This is a genomic window from Kitasatospora sp. NPDC059160 (genome assembly GCF_042755465.1).
Taxonomy (GTDB): Bacteria; Actinomycetota; Actinomycetes; order Streptomycetales; family Streptomycetaceae; genus Kitasatospora.
Genome location: NZ_JBHZCN010000016.1, coordinates 41010 through 53951, shown reverse-complemented (window position 1 = coordinate 53951; position 12942 = coordinate 41010). Strand labels below are relative to the sequence as shown.

Here is a 12942-nt window from a genome sequence, read left to right as displayed (position 1 = left end):
AACCTGGGCGGGCGGTCCGTCAGTCGGCGAGCCCCAGCGGGTCCGGGGCGGCGGCGAGCAGCTCGGGGCCGTTGTTGCGGACGCTGTTGACGACGGGTGGGACGGCTCGCACCCGCAGCGCGCCGTCGGCGGGGCGGCGCATCAGGTGGTGGAGTTCGGCCGGGTCGGTGCGGTCGGGCGAGAGCCAGGCGGGGACGTCGTCGGGGGCGACGGTGAGCGGCATCCGGTCGTGCACCCGCCCGGCCGAGTCGGTGGCGTCGGTGGTGACGACCGTGGCGGTGGCGAGCCAGGCGAGCGGGTCGTCCTCGGCGCGGGCGGGGTCGCGCCAGAACTCGTACAGGCCGGCCATCAGCATGGTGGCGCCGGTGCTGAGGAAGTACGGCTGCTTGTACTTCTTGCGGTCGGCGGTGGCGGGCACCTCGCGCCACTCGTAGTAGCCGTCGGCGGGGATGACGCAGCGGCGGGCCCGGAAGGCCTTGCGGAAGGCGGGCTTGCTGTCGACGGTCTCCGAGCGAGCGTTGATCATCCGGGCGCCGCCGGACGGGTCCTTGGACCAGGACGGCACGAGGCCCCAGCGCAGCGGGCGGAGCTGGCGCAGCAGCTCACCGGTCTCCCGGTCGACGCGTTCCAGGACGGCCGGGACGGCGTCGGTGGGGGCGACGTTCCAGCTCGGCGCGAGGGTTTCGGCCGGGTCCCACCGGAGCTCTCCGAGCAGTGAGACGAGGTCCTGGGGCGTGGTGGTGGAGACGAATCGGCCGCACATGCCCCCAAGCCTGCCACCCGGCACGGACAACCGGGCGCTCGGCACACGACGGTGGTCGGCCAGGGGGCTCGGTCGGGTGGCCGGGCAGGGGCCCGGTGAGAGCTCGGTCAGCGCGCCGGACGGCCGTCGGGGCCGTGCCCCGGGGTGTGGCCGAAGGTGCGGCGGTGGACGTCGATGAACGCGCTGGCGGAGGACCAGCCGCAGCGGTGGGCGACGGCGGTGACCGGCTGCCCCTCGGCGAGCAGCACCAGGGCGTGGTGCAGCCGGAGTTGGGTGCGCCACTGGGGGAAGGTCATGCCGAGGTCGGCGCGGAACAGCCGGGACAGCGTCCGGTCGCTGGCGCCGACGGCCCGGCCGAGTTCGGCGAGGGTGCGGTGGTCGGCCGGGTCGGCGTGCAGCAGCGCGCACAGGGCCCGGAGCAGCGGCGCGGCGGGGGTGGGCAGGTGCAGCGGCTGCTGGGGGGAGGCGCGCAGCTGGTCGAGCAGGACGGCGCGCAGCCGGGAGCGTTCGGGGCCGTCCTGGGCCGGGGCGCGGGTGTAGGCGACGATCAGTTCGCGCAGCAGCGGGCCGACGGCGAGGACGGTGGGCCGGTCGAGGCCGAGCGGGTTCTCGGTGGCGGGCAGGCCGACGAGGTGGAGTTCGAGTTCGCCGTGCGCCTGGTGGGCGTGCACGGTGCCGGCCGGGATCCAGAGCGCGCGGGTGCTCGGGGCGACCCAGGATCCGGCGTCGGTGGTGATGGCGACCACGCCGCGGGCGGCGTAGGCGATCTGGTGGTCGTCGTGGCGGTGGGCGTCGATCCCGGTGCCGGGGGCGAGCAGCTCGGCCCGGGTGGGGGCGACGGGATCGTGGCGGATTTTCGGCATCACCTGGCAGATTATCGGAAGTCCGACAGGAGGTTCCGGTTCCAGCATGTCCGGGTGAGCACTCCAAGGACCCCAGTGACAGCGACGGCGACGACAACGACACCGACGAAGCGGGCGGCCGGACCGACGGGAGGGCTGTCGGGGCGGACCTCGATCACCCTGCTCTCCGTCGGGCACTCCTGCGTGGACGTCTACCAGGGCGCGGTGGCGGCCCTGGTCCCCTTCCTGGTCGCCGAGCGCGGCTACGGCTACGCCGCCGTCTCCGGCGTGGTGCTGGCCGCCTCGCTGCTCTCCTCGGTGGCCCAGCCGCTGTTCGGGGCACTGACCGACCGGTGGCCGCTGCCCTGGCTGCTGCCGGTCAGCACCCTGGTCGGCGGCGCGGGCATCGCGCTCTGCGGACTGGACGACGCGTACGGGCCGACGCTCGCCTGGGTGGCACTCTCCGGCGTCGGGGTGGCCGCGTACCACCCGGAGTCGGCCCGGGTGGCGCGGGCGGTGGCCCGGGGGTCCGGGCACCGGGGGATGGCCTGGTTCTCGCTGGGCGGCAACCTGGGCTTCGCGGCGGCCCCGCTGCTGGTCGCCGGCGTGGTCGGCCTCGGCGGGTTGCGGCTGAGCCCGCTGCTCCTGCTGCCGGCCCTGGCGGGGGCGCTGCTGTGCCTGCCGGTGCTGCGGGAGCTGGCCCGGCAGCGGGCCGCCGGGGCGGGCCCGGTGGAGCGGACCGGCCGCGACGACCGGGCCGCCTTCGTCCGGCTGTCGCTGGCCGTGGTCTGCCGCTCGATCGCTTTCACCGGGCTGAGCACCTTCCTGTCGCTGTACGCCACCCAGCGCCTCGGCGGCGGTTCGGCGGCGGGCACGGCGGCGCTGGTGGTGCTGTACGCGGGCGGCGCGGTGGGCTCGGTGCTGGGCGGGGCACTGGCCGAGCGGTGGGGGCGGGTCGCCGTGTCGCGCTGGTCGTACCTGGTGGCGGCGGTGGCGGTCGCCGGGGTGCTGGTGGTACCCGGCCCCGCGCTGTACGGGTGCGTGGCGCTGACCTCGGCGGGCCTGTACGTGCCGTTCTCGCTCCAGGTCACGCTGGGGCAGGACTACCTGCCCTCGCGGATCGGCACGGCGAGCGGGATCACCCTCGGGCTGACGGTGAGCATCGGCGGGCTGGCCAGCCCGCTGATCGGCGGCCTCGCGGACGCGACCTCGCTGCGGACGGCGCTGGTGCCGCTGGTGGCGATGCCGCTGCTGAGCTGGGCGCTGTTCCGCACCCTGCCGGAGCCCGTCCTGCCGGAGCCCACCGGGCCGGAGGCCGGTTCCTGACGGTCGTGCCCTGACGGTCGCGTCCCGGCGGGCGGTGGCTGGGCCGGGCCCGTATCCACGCAGCTGTCGTTCACAGTCACAACGTTCGTAGATGATACGTTCGTAATGGACACGATAGTTCAGCGACGGAAGGGACGACCGACATGAAGGTGCTCGCCCTCGGCGGAGCCGGTGCGATGGGCCGCGTCGCCGCCCGGGTCACTGCTCGGCTCCCCGGCGTCCGGGAACTGGTGATCGCCGACCGCGCCCCGGACGCCGCCCGCCGCACCGCCGCCGGGCTCGCCGACCACGCCTCGGGCGCGGGCGTGACCGTCCGGGCCCGGCGGGTCGACGTCACCGACCGGGCCGAACTGGACACCGCCCTCGACGGGGCGGACGCAGTGCTCAACACCGTCGGGCCGTACTACCGCTTCGGACTCGACGTGCTGCGCGCCGCGATCCGCACCGGGACGGACTACCTCGACATCTGCGACGACTGGGAACCCACCGTCGCCATGCTGGAGTTGGACCGGGAGGCGCGCGCCGCCGGAGTCCGCGCGGTGATCGGCATGGGCGCCAGCCCCGGCGTCAGCAACCTGCTCGCCGTCCGGGCCGCCGCCCTCCTCGACACCCTCACCGACCTCCACACCGCCTGGCCCGTCGACGTCGGCCCCGATTCCGTCACCGGCCCCGATTCGGGCGACACCCCGCTGCTGAGCCGCGACGGCGCCCCGGCGGCCGCCGCCGTGCACTGGATGCAGCAGGTCAGCGGCACCGTCGCCGTCGTACGCGGCGGGCGGCTCACCCGGCGGCCACCGCTCGAACAGGTCGCGCTCGACCTGCCCGGCGGCCACCGGGGCACCGCGTACACCGTCGGGCACCCGGAACCGGTCACCCTGCACCGCACCCTCCGGCCGGGCGGCGACGCGGCCAGCCTGATGGTGGTCAGGGCGGGCACCGCCGCCTACCTGGACGTGCTGCGCCGCGACCTCGACGCGGGGCGGCTCAGCAACGAGACCGCCGCCCTCGCCCTAGACCGGCCCTCGCTGCGCCGCATGCTGCGGGCGGGCTCCCGGGCGGTCCGCTTCGGCTCCCCGGGCAGCCTGCCCGGTTTCTTCGCCGCCGCGACCGGGACGGTGGACGGCCGCCGGGCGAGCGCCCTGGCCCGGTTGACCGGCGCGGACGCGCTGCTGGCCGACATGGCCGAGGGTACCGGCGTCCCGGCCGCGCTCGGGCTGGCCCAGCTGCTGGACGGCACGGTGCGCACACCGGGCGTCCACCCGCCGGAGACGGCCGTCGACGCGGAGCGGTTCTTCGCGGACCTGGCGCGGTACCGGCCCGGGGTGGGCGTGGTGGTGGAGTTGGGCGCCTGCGCCTGACGACGAGGTCCCCCGCCCCGGGGGTGGGCAGGGGACCTCGGGCCGGCGGATCGGCGGGCCCTGGCAGGCCCCGCTGGGCGCGGCCGCACCCACCGGGGCAGGGGCTCAGCCGCCGATCGCGGCGAGCGTGTCGTCGAGGGTCGGCGTGCCCGGGCGGGGGCGGTTGTACGGGAGCCTGCCCAGTGCCGTCCCCAGCGCGCAGCTGTCGGTCAGCGCGGACAGGACCAGCCCACCGCCGACCGCGGCGGAGATCCAGCGGGCGCCCGGTCGGGCCCGGTCGGCCAGCAGGCCGAGCAGCACGATCGAGCCGGCCACCAGCCGGACCTGACGGTCCATCGCCCACACCGGGCGGGCGCCGGCCACCCGCTCGACGGGGCGGCCCGCGTCCGTCCAGGCGTTGGTGCCGCCGGTGACGACGAGAGCGGTGATCCCGGCTTCGTCGAGCCGCGCGCAGGCGTTCAGGGCCCGCTGCCCGGCCGCGCAGACGACGGCGAGTTGGGACCGTGCGGCCGCGCTGCGCAGGGCGGGCAGCGCGTGGTCGAGCCGGTCGAGCGGGATGTTCAGGGCGCCCGGGATGTGTCCGGCGGCGTACTCGCCGGGGGAGCGGACGTCGATGAGGGTGAGCCGGCCGAGGCGCGGCTCCAACTGGTCGACGGTGAGCGGGGTGGTCATGGGGAAGCGGTGTCCTCTCGGGACGGGAGGGGTGGGGGGACCGGCACGCCCGGGGGAGGCGGCCGGGGCGGGAGGGCCGGTCACGTCAGCGTGGTGACCAGCATCAGGGCGGCGACGCCGAGCAGGGCGATCGCGAAGGCCCGCTGGAGGGCGCGTCCGCTGAGCTTGTCGGCGAGCCGCTTGCCGTCCCAGGCGCCGAGGATCGCGGCACCGGTGAAGGGCGCGGCGACGGCCCAGTCGATCGAGCCGGCGGCGCCGAGGCGGGGGAGCAGGGCGGCGAGGGAGTTGGCGGTGATCACCAGCAGGCTGGTGCCGACCGCCTCGGCCATGGTGAAGGCGAGCACCGAGACCAGCGCGGGGACGGCGAGGAAGCCGCCGCCGACGCCGAGCAGTCCGGTGACGGCGCCGAGGCCGGCACCCGCCGCGGTCGAGCGGCCCGGCCCGGCGGCGGAACGTTCCTGCCGGTCGGTCCTGGCCGGCAGCAGCATCCGCCACGCGGCCAGCGCGGCCAGCACCGCGAAGGCGCCGGTCAGCAGCGCGCCCGGCAGACGGGCCGAGAGCGCCCCGCCCGCCGCGGCGGCGGGCAGCCCGGCGGCGGCGAACAGCGCACCGGTGCGCCAGCGCACCCGTCCGGCCCGGGCGTGGGCGAGCAGGCCGGTCAGCGAGGTCGCGGCGACGATCACCAGGCTCGCCGTGGTGGCCAGCGCGGGGGAGAAGCCGAGCAGGTAGACCAGGGCGGGCACGGCCAGCATGCTGCCGCCGCCACCGAGGCCGCCGAGGGCCAGCCCGACCACCGCGCCGGCGGCCAGCGCCAGCAGGAGCGTGGTCATATCACGTGCCCCGTAGTGCCGTTGGGCTCGGCGGTCGGCAGGCCGGCCCGGGCGGGCGCGGACCGCGCGGGGGCGCTCGGCCCGGGGGTGGCCAGGCCGGGGGCGGACGGGCCGGCGGTGGGCGGGCCAGGGGTGGGCGGCAGCTGGGGCACGGGCTTCTCCAGTGGTGCGGGCCGGGCCGCGGTGGTCCGGCGGGTCGGGGGTGCCGCGGTCGCACGGTGCCGCCGCCCGGTGCGGGCGGTGGCGGTGGTGCGCGAGGTGGTGCGGGTCTCTCGTCGGCTCGGCCGGGCCCGGGCGATGATGCCCGGGGAGGCGGCGGGCCGGTTCCCCCGTCGACGCCCACCATAGTACCCCCGGGGGTATTATCGAAATCCTTCGGCGATACCCCCGTCCGTATTCGGCCATGGCGGCCGTATGCTGGTAGAAATACCGAGGGGGGTATCTGAGAAACCCGCGCCCGCACCGTGGCGCCCGGCGTCGCCCAGGAGGAAAACCCCATGTACTTCGCCCAGTTCTACCTCGACTGCCTCTCCCAGGCCTCGTACCTGATCGCCGACGAGCGCACCGGCCGCGCCGTCGTCGTCGACCCGCGCCGTGACGTGGAGGAGTACGTCGCCGACGCCGAGGCCCACGGCTTCACCGTCGAGGCCGTCATCAACACCCACTTCCACGCCGACTTCCTGGCCGGCCACCTCGAACTGGCCGCCCGCACCGGCGCCTGGATCGGCTACGGGCAGCGGGCCGAGACCGAGTACCCGATCCGCAAGCTCGCCGACGGCGAGCGGATCGAACTGGGCGACGTCGCCCTGCAGATCATGGAGACCCCCGGCCACACGCCCGAGTCGATCAGCATCCTGGTCTTCGAGCAGCCCGACGACGCCGTCCCGTACGGGGTGCTCACCGGCGACGCGCTGTTCATCGGCGACGTCGGCCGGCCCGACCTGCTCGCCTCGGTCGGCGTCACCGCCGAGGAGCTCGGCGCGATGCTCTACGACAGCGTCCACCGCAAGCTGATGGGCCTGCCCGACGAGACCCTGGTCTTCCCCGCCCACGGCGCCGGCTCGGCCTGCGGCAAGAACCTCTCCACCGAGAAGCGCTCCACCATCGGCACCCAGCGCCGCACCAACTACGCCTGCCGGCCCATGGACCAGGACACCTTCGTCCGCATCGTCACCGCCGGCCAGTCCACCGCCCCCGCCTACTTCGGCCACGACGCCGCCCTCAACCGCCAGGACCACCCCCTGCTCGACCCCTGCACCGCAGCCCGCCCGCTGTGCCCCGAAGGCCTCAAGGAGGCCCGCACCGCCGGCGCCGTCGTCCTCGACGCCCGCAGCCCCCAGGACTTCGCCGCCGGACACCTGCGCGGCGCCGTCAACGTCCCCATCGACGGCCGCTTCGCCGAACAGGCCGGCACCGTCCTCACCCCCGACAGCGACATCGCGATCATCGCCCCCCAGGACCGCGAGAACGAGGTCATCACCCGCCTCGCCCGCATCGGCTTCGACCGCATCGCCGGCTACCTGCGCAACCCCGACACCGCCCTACCCGCCCTCGCCGACCACCTCACCCCCGCCAGCCGCCTCACCGCCGACCAGCTCCGCACCGCCCTCACCACCGACCAGCCCCCCACCGTCCTGGACGTCCGCACCTGCGGCGAACGCGAAACCGGCGCCATCGAAGGCTCCCTCCACATCCCCCTGACCGAACTCCCCACCCGCCTCGCCGAGATCCCCACCGACCACCCCCTCGTCATCCACTGCGCCAGCGGCCACCGCTCCTCCATCGCCGCCAGCCTCCTGCGCCACCACGGCCACCCCGACGTCTCCGACCTCCTCGGCGGCTACCACGCCTGGCACACCACCACCCGCCCCACCCAGCCCTGAACCCAGCCGCCGCGGAGGGGCCGCCCAGGCTTCTGAGGTCACTTCGTCGGAGGTCACGATGGTGTCGCTCGGGTGCGAGACGGGGAACGTCCATGGTTCGCGCGCTCGGTCACGGTGGCATCTGGAGGGGAGGAGGGAGCGGTGCGACAGAGGACGACGGATCGGTTCCAGGACCCGGCTTGATTCGGGTCGAATCGGGCAGGCGCGATGTCCGGAACATCCAGCCAACCGTGAGAAGGGCCGACTCCCATGCTTCTCCTCGTCCTCGTCCTGCTGCTCGCACTGATCCTGGGCGGCGCCGGCTTCGCGATCCACATTCTGTGGTGGATCGCCCTGGCCGTTCTCGTCGTCTGGGTTCTCGGCTTCGTCTTCACGGGCGGCGGAGCCGCCGGTGGTCGCCGGTGGTACCGATGGTGACCGGCCTCCACGCGTACCCCGATCCGACCGTGAGCGGCTCCGGAAGGTCTGGCCTGGATGCCCTTGGATCGTCGCTCCGCCGTGAACGCCGGGCGTACGAGCCGGACGGTGAGCAGCCGATCGGCGGTTACCTCGCCGTCATGGTCGGCTACCTGGGCTGCGTCGGAGTGCTCACGGCCTCCGCCCGACGGGCGAGACGGCCGCTGCCGACACCTGGCCCGTGGGACGTTCTGCTCACCGCCGGCGCCGTGCACAGGCTGTCCCGGCTGGTGGCGAAGGATCCGGTGACCAGTCCGGTCCGGCTGCCGTTCGCCCGCTTCCGCGGCCAGGCCGGTCCGGCCGAACTGGCGGAGGACGTCCGGGGCACGGGCGTTCGTCGCGCCATCGGCGAGCTGGTCACCTGTCCGTTCTGCGCCGGTCTGTGGATCTCCACGGGTCTCACGGCGGGCCAGGTCCTCGCTCCGGAGGTGACCCGGCTCGTCAGTGCGGGCCTGTCCGCGCTCGCGCTCTCCGACCTGCTGCACTTCGCCCGGGCCGGGCTTCAGGAGGCCGCGTCGCGGTAGATGTCGTGGCCCCTCAGTGACGGGTCGAACGCGAGGCGTCCGCAGCTGGCCGCCGCGATCAACCGGACAGTCACCGTTTGGCTCCGGCGGGGGCGGCAACCCGCAGGGGCATGGCGTATCCGGCGGAACCCGTACCAACCGCTGCGCGGCCCAGGCCCCGGTCAGCTACGTCGACTCGGCCGAGCCCCGGCGGTTCACCCACGGCCCGCTCGCCTCGGACGTCAGAGGCGTCGCGGCTTCGGGCGCGACGGCGCGCGTCGCCAGCACTCGCCCGCAATGGAGATCCCGCGCTGGTCCGGCCGACCTCTGGTGCCTGGGGTGCGCTCGCGGCGGTCCGGCACCGACACCAGGACGGAGAACACGAGATGAGCACCGATCCCGCAACCCCTCAGAACCCCGACCCCGCGCATTCGCCCCTGGTCACGGAGACCCCGGCTCCAGAACCACCCGCCGAGCCCGAGCACGAGCCGGATTCCCCGCTCGTCACCGAGACTCCCGAACGCCAGCGGTCCGAGGAGCCGGAGCGCGACGAAAAGGACTGCGCGCTGGACGCCGTCCGCGCGGTGGACCCGGACGGCCCGCTCACCACCGATCAGGGGGTGGGTGTCGACGACACCGACAACTCCCTCACCGTCGCCGACCGGGGACCCACCCTGCTGGAGGACTTCCAGCTGCGGGAGAAACTCACCCACTTCGACCACGAGCGCATCCCGGAGCGGGTGGTGCACGCACGCGGCGCGGGAGCGTACGGCTTCTTCGAACCGTACGCGTCGCTGGCAGAGTCCACCTGCGCCGACTTCCTCCAGGAACCCGGCCGCCGCACGCCGGTCTTCGTACGCTTCTCGACGGTGCAGGGCCCGCGCGGGTCCGCCGACACGGTGCGGGACGTCCGCGGCTTCGCCACCAAGTTCTACACCAGGCACGGCAATTACGACCTCGTGGGCAACAACATGCCGGTCTTCTTCATCCAGGACGCGGCCAAGTTCCCCGACTTCGTCCACGCGGTGAAACCCGAGCCGGCGGACGAGATCCCCACCGGCGCCTCCGCCCACGACACCTTCTGGGACTTCTGTTCACTCCAGCCCGAGAGCACCCACATGCTGATGTGGGTGATGTCCGACCGGGCCATTCCCCGCAGCTACCGGATGATGCAGGGCTTCGGCGTGCACACCTTCCGCCTCGTCGACGCCGGGGGCCGGGGCACCTTCGTGAAGTTCCACTGGACGCCGAAGCTCGGCACCTACTCCCAGGTCTGGGACGAGGCCCAGCTCACCGCCGGACGCGATCCCGACTTCCACCGCCGCGACCTGTGGGAGGCGATCGCGGCCGGCGACTTCCCCGAGTACGAACTCGGCGTCCAACTCATTCCGGAGGAGGACGAGTTCGCCTTCCCCTTCGACCTGCTGGACCCGACCAAGCTGGTCCCGGAGGAACTCGTCCCGGTGCGCCCGGTCGGGCGGATGGTCCTGGACCGCAACCCGCAGAACTTCTTCGCCGAGACCGAGCAGGTGGCCTTCCACACCGCCAACGTCGTCCCGGGCATCGACTTCACCAACGACCCGCTGCTCCAGGGCCGCAACTTCTCGTACCTGGACACCCAGCTGATCCGCCTGGGCGGCCCCAACTTCACCCAGCTGCCGGTCAACCGCCCGCTTGCCGACGTGCGCACCAACCACCGCGACGGCTACGGCCAGCAGGTCGTCCACGACGGAACCAGCTACACCCCGAACTCCGTGGGCGGCGGCTGCCCCTTCACGATGGGCGGCGGCCGCTTGCCCGAGGGGGTGTTCGAGCACTACCAGGAGCGGATCGACGGCGCGGCCGTGCGCCGCCGCAGTCCCAGCTTCGCCGACCACTACAGCCAGGCCGCTCTGTTCTGGCACAGCATGAGCGACTGGGAACAGCAGCACATCACCGCCGCCTTCGCCTTCGAACTCGGCAAGCTGGGCAGCGACGAGGTCCGCCGCCGCATGGTCGGCAACCTGGTGCACGTGGACGGAGGGCTGGCCGCTGAGGTCGCCCGGCGGATCGGCGAGCCCGAACCCGAGGCCGAGCCCGCAGACAGGGCGACGGCATCGGCCGGTAGCGGTACGGCCGGGCCTCGGACTTCCCCCGCGCTGAGCCTGGAGAACCTGCGCGGTTCCGGCATCCGCACCCGCAAGGTCGCCGTACTGGCGGCTCCGGGCGTGGACGGGGAACAGATCCGTTCCGCCCATGAGCAGTTGGGTGCCCGGGGCGCCGTGGTGGAGACACTGGCCGCGCACGGCGGCCACGTGCTCGCGCACGACGGCGCCCGGGTGCCGGTGGACCGGCCGCTGCCGACCGTCGCCTCGGTCCTGTACGACGCGCTGGTGGTCCCCGACTTCGGCGACCTGGCCCGTCACGTCGATCCGGACGCGGTCCGGTTCCTCGCCGAGACGCTGCGCCACGGCAAGCCCGTCGCGCTGCTGGGATCCGGCGTCGAGCTGTCCCGCATGGCCGGCCTCGACCTTCCGAACGCGACGGCGGGTGTAGCGGTCCGCGGTGCCGACGAGGCAACCGGGCCGGCGTTCTGGGGGGACTTCGCCCGCCTCGTCGAGCAGCATCGTTTCCCACAGCGCTGACTCTGCGCAACCGCGTCCGGTGGTGCCCGCTCGTTCGGGCACCACCGGACGTCGTGGTCGAGGTCGGGACCTCAGGCGGGGGAGATCCTGCCCCGCCAGCCGCCTTCCTCCCGGCCGCGCTGCTCGATGAACTCCTTGAACCGGTGAAGGTCTCCCTTCACCCTGCGGTCCACGACGCCGAACAGGTCGCCGGCCCTCTCCGCCATGCCTTCGGGCTGGAAGTCGATGGCCATGTTGACGCGGGTGTGCCGGTCGTCGAGCCGCTCGAAGGTCACGACGCCCTTCTGTTGCACCTCCCCGTCCATGGTGCGCCAGGCGATCCGCTCGTCGGCCAGCTGGTCGACGATCTCGGTGTCGAACTCACGGCTGACGCCGCCGATGCTCGTGCGCCAGTGGTTGTGCCGGTCGTCCAGCTGGGTCACCGAGTCGACACCCTCCATGAACCGGGGGAACTCCTCGAACTGCGTCCACTGGTTGTAGGCGGTGCGCAGCGGGACGCCGACCTCGACGGACTCCTTGACCATGCTCATCCTGTGCCTCCTCGGGGTCACCGACCGGGTCCCTCCCGGCCGCCCCAGCGCCTGCCCGGCCCGCGCCGTCGTAAGCGCGGATGCCGGGACGAACCGACCGGGACGCGCCGGGGTTGCGTGGGGTGGCCGAGTCCGTGCGTTCCGGAGGCAAGGCGTGGGCGGGGCAACCTGCCGCAGGCGTTCGTGCACGTGATGCTGCTGGAGTGCTCCGGGCGCCTGGCAGGGACCGTCAACCAGCCGGAATCCGCAGCTCGCACCAGACGACCTTTCCCGGGCCCCACCGACGCCAGCCCCAGCGCAGTGCGAGGCGGTCCAGCAGCAACAGGCCGTGGCCGCCCGGTTCACCGGGGCCGCGCGGGCGACGCGGCACCGGCGGACGGGGGCTGGAGTCGCTGACCTCGATCCGTAGGAGGTCGGGGCGGCGGACAAGGAGGAGCCAGCCCGGCTGACCCGTGTGGCGTACGGCGTTGCCCACCAGTTCGGCCACCAGGAGCGCGGCGTCGACTGCCATGACGGGATCGGCCACGTCGGCCAGGAAGGCGACGGTCAGGGCCCGGGCCTCGGCCGAGGCCCCCGCGTGCCGCGACAGCCGCAGTCCTCGAGCCCGTACCCCGCCGTGAGCGCGCGAAGCGGCGGCCAGCGGTGCCCTGGTCATCCGTCAGCACCTCCCGAGCTCCTCCGCCGTGTCGTCCGGGCTCTGCCACTCCTCTGTTGTCAGTGTCCGAACAGGTGCCGGATCCGGCCGCCTCGTGCGGGTTCGGCCTCCGGCATCCCGGCGGCCCGACCACCCTGTTCGGCGGCCCGCCGTTCCGGTGTCGGGGTTTCCGCCTCCACCGGCGGGGCGAGCGGCTCGACAGGCCCGATGGGCTGCGCCGGGCGGGCCCGGCGGTACGGTGCCCGGTGGGTGATCGGCCGCGGCCGGCCGCGCGGGGCCCGCCTGGTCAGCCCGATCAGGGCGAGGCCGAGGCAGAAGAGCAGGGCGAGGGCGACGCCGGACAGGAAGACGCCGAGGCTGTTGAGCGTCACGAGGTCGTTGCCCAGCACCGTGACCTGGTACTCGGGTCCACCGGAGAGGTTGTCCGCGATCAGCAGTCCGGCGAATGTGCCGGACGCCGCCGTCAGCAGTAGTCCTAGCAGTAGCAACATGGGAGTCCC

General features: G+C 74.0%; 14 protein-coding genes. 6 read left to right on the top strand and 8 right to left on the bottom strand.

Annotation, left to right across the window (positions count from 1 at the left end; genetic code table 11):
* Positions 1–19 precede the first annotated feature (19 nt).
* Positions 20–763 carry an SOS response-associated peptidase gene (locus ACFXOZ_RS09565; RefSeq protein ID WP_380588871.1) on the bottom strand — a complete coding sequence of 248 codons (744 nt, stop codon included), beginning with the start codon at positions 761–763 and terminating at the stop codon, positions 20–22.
* Positions 764–870: 107 nt separating this feature from the next.
* Positions 871–1626 carry an AraC family transcriptional regulator gene (locus tag ACFXOZ_RS09560; RefSeq protein ID WP_380400052.1) on the bottom strand — a complete coding sequence of 252 codons (756 nt, stop codon included), beginning with the start codon at positions 1624–1626 and terminating at the stop codon, positions 871–873.
* Between the two features lie 135 nt (positions 1627–1761).
* Here ACFXOZ_RS09560 and ACFXOZ_RS09555 point away from each other — a divergent pair, with 135 nt between their 5' ends.
* Together ACFXOZ_RS09555 and ACFXOZ_RS09550 are read left to right on the top strand one after the other, a co-directional pair.
* Complete coding sequence (locus ACFXOZ_RS09555) at positions 1762–2931, top strand: MFS transporter (protein ID WP_380588967.1); 1170 nt, start codon at positions 1762–1764, stop codon at positions 2929–2931.
* 143 nt (positions 2932–3074) lie between these two features.
* Positions 3075–4289: a saccharopine dehydrogenase family protein gene (locus ACFXOZ_RS09550; protein WP_380588868.1), complete on the top strand. Its 1215-nt coding sequence runs from the start codon at positions 3075–3077 to the stop codon at positions 4287–4289.
* A 105-nt stretch (positions 4290–4394) separates the two neighbouring features.
* Here ACFXOZ_RS09550 and ACFXOZ_RS09545 read toward each other — a convergent pair whose 3' ends face one another.
* From ACFXOZ_RS09545 to ACFXOZ_RS09535, 3 genes are all read right to left on the bottom strand, one after another.
* The gene (locus ACFXOZ_RS09545) at positions 4395–4961 is read right to left on the bottom strand and encodes a rhodanese-like domain-containing protein (protein ID WP_380588866.1); all 567 of its coding nucleotides are present in this window, start codon (positions 4959–4961) and stop codon (positions 4395–4397) included.
* Positions 4962–5041: 80 nt separating this feature from the next.
* The gene (locus tag ACFXOZ_RS09540; protein WP_380522189.1) at positions 5042–5791 is read right to left on the bottom strand and encodes a sulfite exporter TauE/SafE family protein; all 750 of its coding nucleotides are present in this window, start codon (positions 5789–5791) and stop codon (positions 5042–5044) included.
* Positions 5788–5943, bottom strand: coding sequence for a hypothetical protein (locus ACFXOZ_RS09535; protein WP_380588863.1), 156 nt, complete (start codon positions 5941–5943; stop codon positions 5788–5790). The genes ACFXOZ_RS09540 and ACFXOZ_RS09535 overlap by 4 nt, the downstream gene beginning before the upstream one ends.
* 345 nt (positions 5944–6288) lie before the next feature.
* Here ACFXOZ_RS09535 and ACFXOZ_RS09530 point away from each other — a divergent pair, with 345 nt between their 5' ends.
* The 4 genes from ACFXOZ_RS09530 (at position 6289) to ACFXOZ_RS09515 (ending at position 11257) form a co-directional block, all read left to right on the top strand.
* Entirely contained in the window at positions 6289–7674 is a 1386-nt protein-coding gene (locus ACFXOZ_RS09530; protein WP_380588860.1) for a rhodanese-like domain-containing protein, read from the top strand.
* Positions 7675–7923: 249 nt separating this feature from the next.
* A complete protein-coding gene (locus ACFXOZ_RS09525) occupies positions 7924–8091 on the top strand; it encodes a hydrophobic protein (protein ID WP_380522185.1) in 168 nt (55 codons plus the stop codon).
* Between the two features lie 29 nt (positions 8092–8120).
* Entirely contained in the window at positions 8121–8654 is a 534-nt protein-coding gene (locus tag ACFXOZ_RS09520) for a DUF1360 domain-containing protein (protein ID WP_380588857.1), read from the top strand.
* Positions 8655–9019: 365 nt separating this feature from the next.
* Positions 9020–11257 carry a catalase gene (locus ACFXOZ_RS09515; protein WP_380588854.1) on the top strand — a complete coding sequence of 746 codons (2238 nt, stop codon included), beginning with the start codon at positions 9020–9022 and terminating at the stop codon, positions 11255–11257.
* Between the two features lie 71 nt (positions 11258–11328).
* Here the strand turns inward: ACFXOZ_RS09515 and ACFXOZ_RS09510 are convergent, their stop codons facing one another.
* From ACFXOZ_RS09510 to ACFXOZ_RS09500, 3 genes are all read right to left on the bottom strand, one after another.
* The gene (locus ACFXOZ_RS09510) at positions 11329–11787 is read right to left on the bottom strand and encodes an SRPBCC family protein (protein ID WP_380522181.1); all 459 of its coding nucleotides are present in this window, start codon (positions 11785–11787) and stop codon (positions 11329–11331) included.
* A 229-nt stretch (positions 11788–12016) separates the two neighbouring features.
* The gene (locus tag ACFXOZ_RS09505) at positions 12017–12442 is read right to left on the bottom strand and encodes an ATP-binding protein (protein WP_380588851.1); all 426 of its coding nucleotides are present in this window, start codon (positions 12440–12442) and stop codon (positions 12017–12019) included.
* A 59-nt stretch (positions 12443–12501) separates the two neighbouring features.
* The gene (locus tag ACFXOZ_RS09500; RefSeq protein ID WP_380588849.1) at positions 12502–12933 is read right to left on the bottom strand and encodes a hypothetical protein; all 432 of its coding nucleotides are present in this window, start codon (positions 12931–12933) and stop codon (positions 12502–12504) included.
* Between the last annotated feature and the right edge of the window lie 9 nt (positions 12934–12942).

Excerpts from the sequence above, each read along its gene's own strand:
- ACFXOZ_RS09565 (WP_380588871.1), bottom strand. The coding sequence starts at position 763 with ATGTGCGGCCGATTCGTCTCCACCACCACGCCCCAGGACCTCGTCTCA.
- ACFXOZ_RS09560 (WP_380400052.1), bottom strand. The coding sequence starts at position 1,626 with ATGCCGAAAATCCGCCACGATCCCGTCGCCCCCACCCGGGCCGAGCTG.
- ACFXOZ_RS09550 (WP_380588868.1), top strand. The coding sequence starts at position 3,075 with ATGAAGGTGCTCGCCCTCGGCGGAGCCGGTGCGATGGGCCGCGTCGCC.
- ACFXOZ_RS09545 (WP_380588866.1), bottom strand. The coding sequence starts at position 4,961 with ATGACCACCCCGCTCACCGTCGACCAGTTGGAGCCGCGCCTCGGCCGG.
- ACFXOZ_RS09540 (WP_380522189.1), bottom strand. The coding sequence starts at position 5,791 with ATGACCACGCTCCTGCTGGCGCTGGCCGCCGGCGCGGTGGTCGGGCTG.
- ACFXOZ_RS09530 (WP_380588860.1), top strand. The coding sequence starts at position 6,289 with ATGTACTTCGCCCAGTTCTACCTCGACTGCCTCTCCCAGGCCTCGTAC.
- ACFXOZ_RS09525 (WP_380522185.1), top strand. The coding sequence starts at position 7,924 with ATGCTTCTCCTCGTCCTCGTCCTGCTGCTCGCACTGATCCTGGGCGGC.
- ACFXOZ_RS09515 (WP_380588854.1), top strand. The coding sequence starts at position 9,020 with ATGAGCACCGATCCCGCAACCCCTCAGAACCCCGACCCCGCGCATTCG.
- ACFXOZ_RS09510 (WP_380522181.1), bottom strand. The coding sequence starts at position 11,787 with ATGAGCATGGTCAAGGAGTCCGTCGAGGTCGGCGTCCCGCTGCGCACC.
- ACFXOZ_RS09505 (WP_380588851.1), bottom strand. The coding sequence starts at position 12,442 with ATGACCAGGGCACCGCTGGCCGCCGCTTCGCGCGCTCACGGCGGGGTA.
- ACFXOZ_RS09500 (WP_380588849.1), bottom strand. The coding sequence starts at position 12,933 with ATGTTGCTACTGCTAGGACTACTGCTGACGGCGGCGTCCGGCACATTC.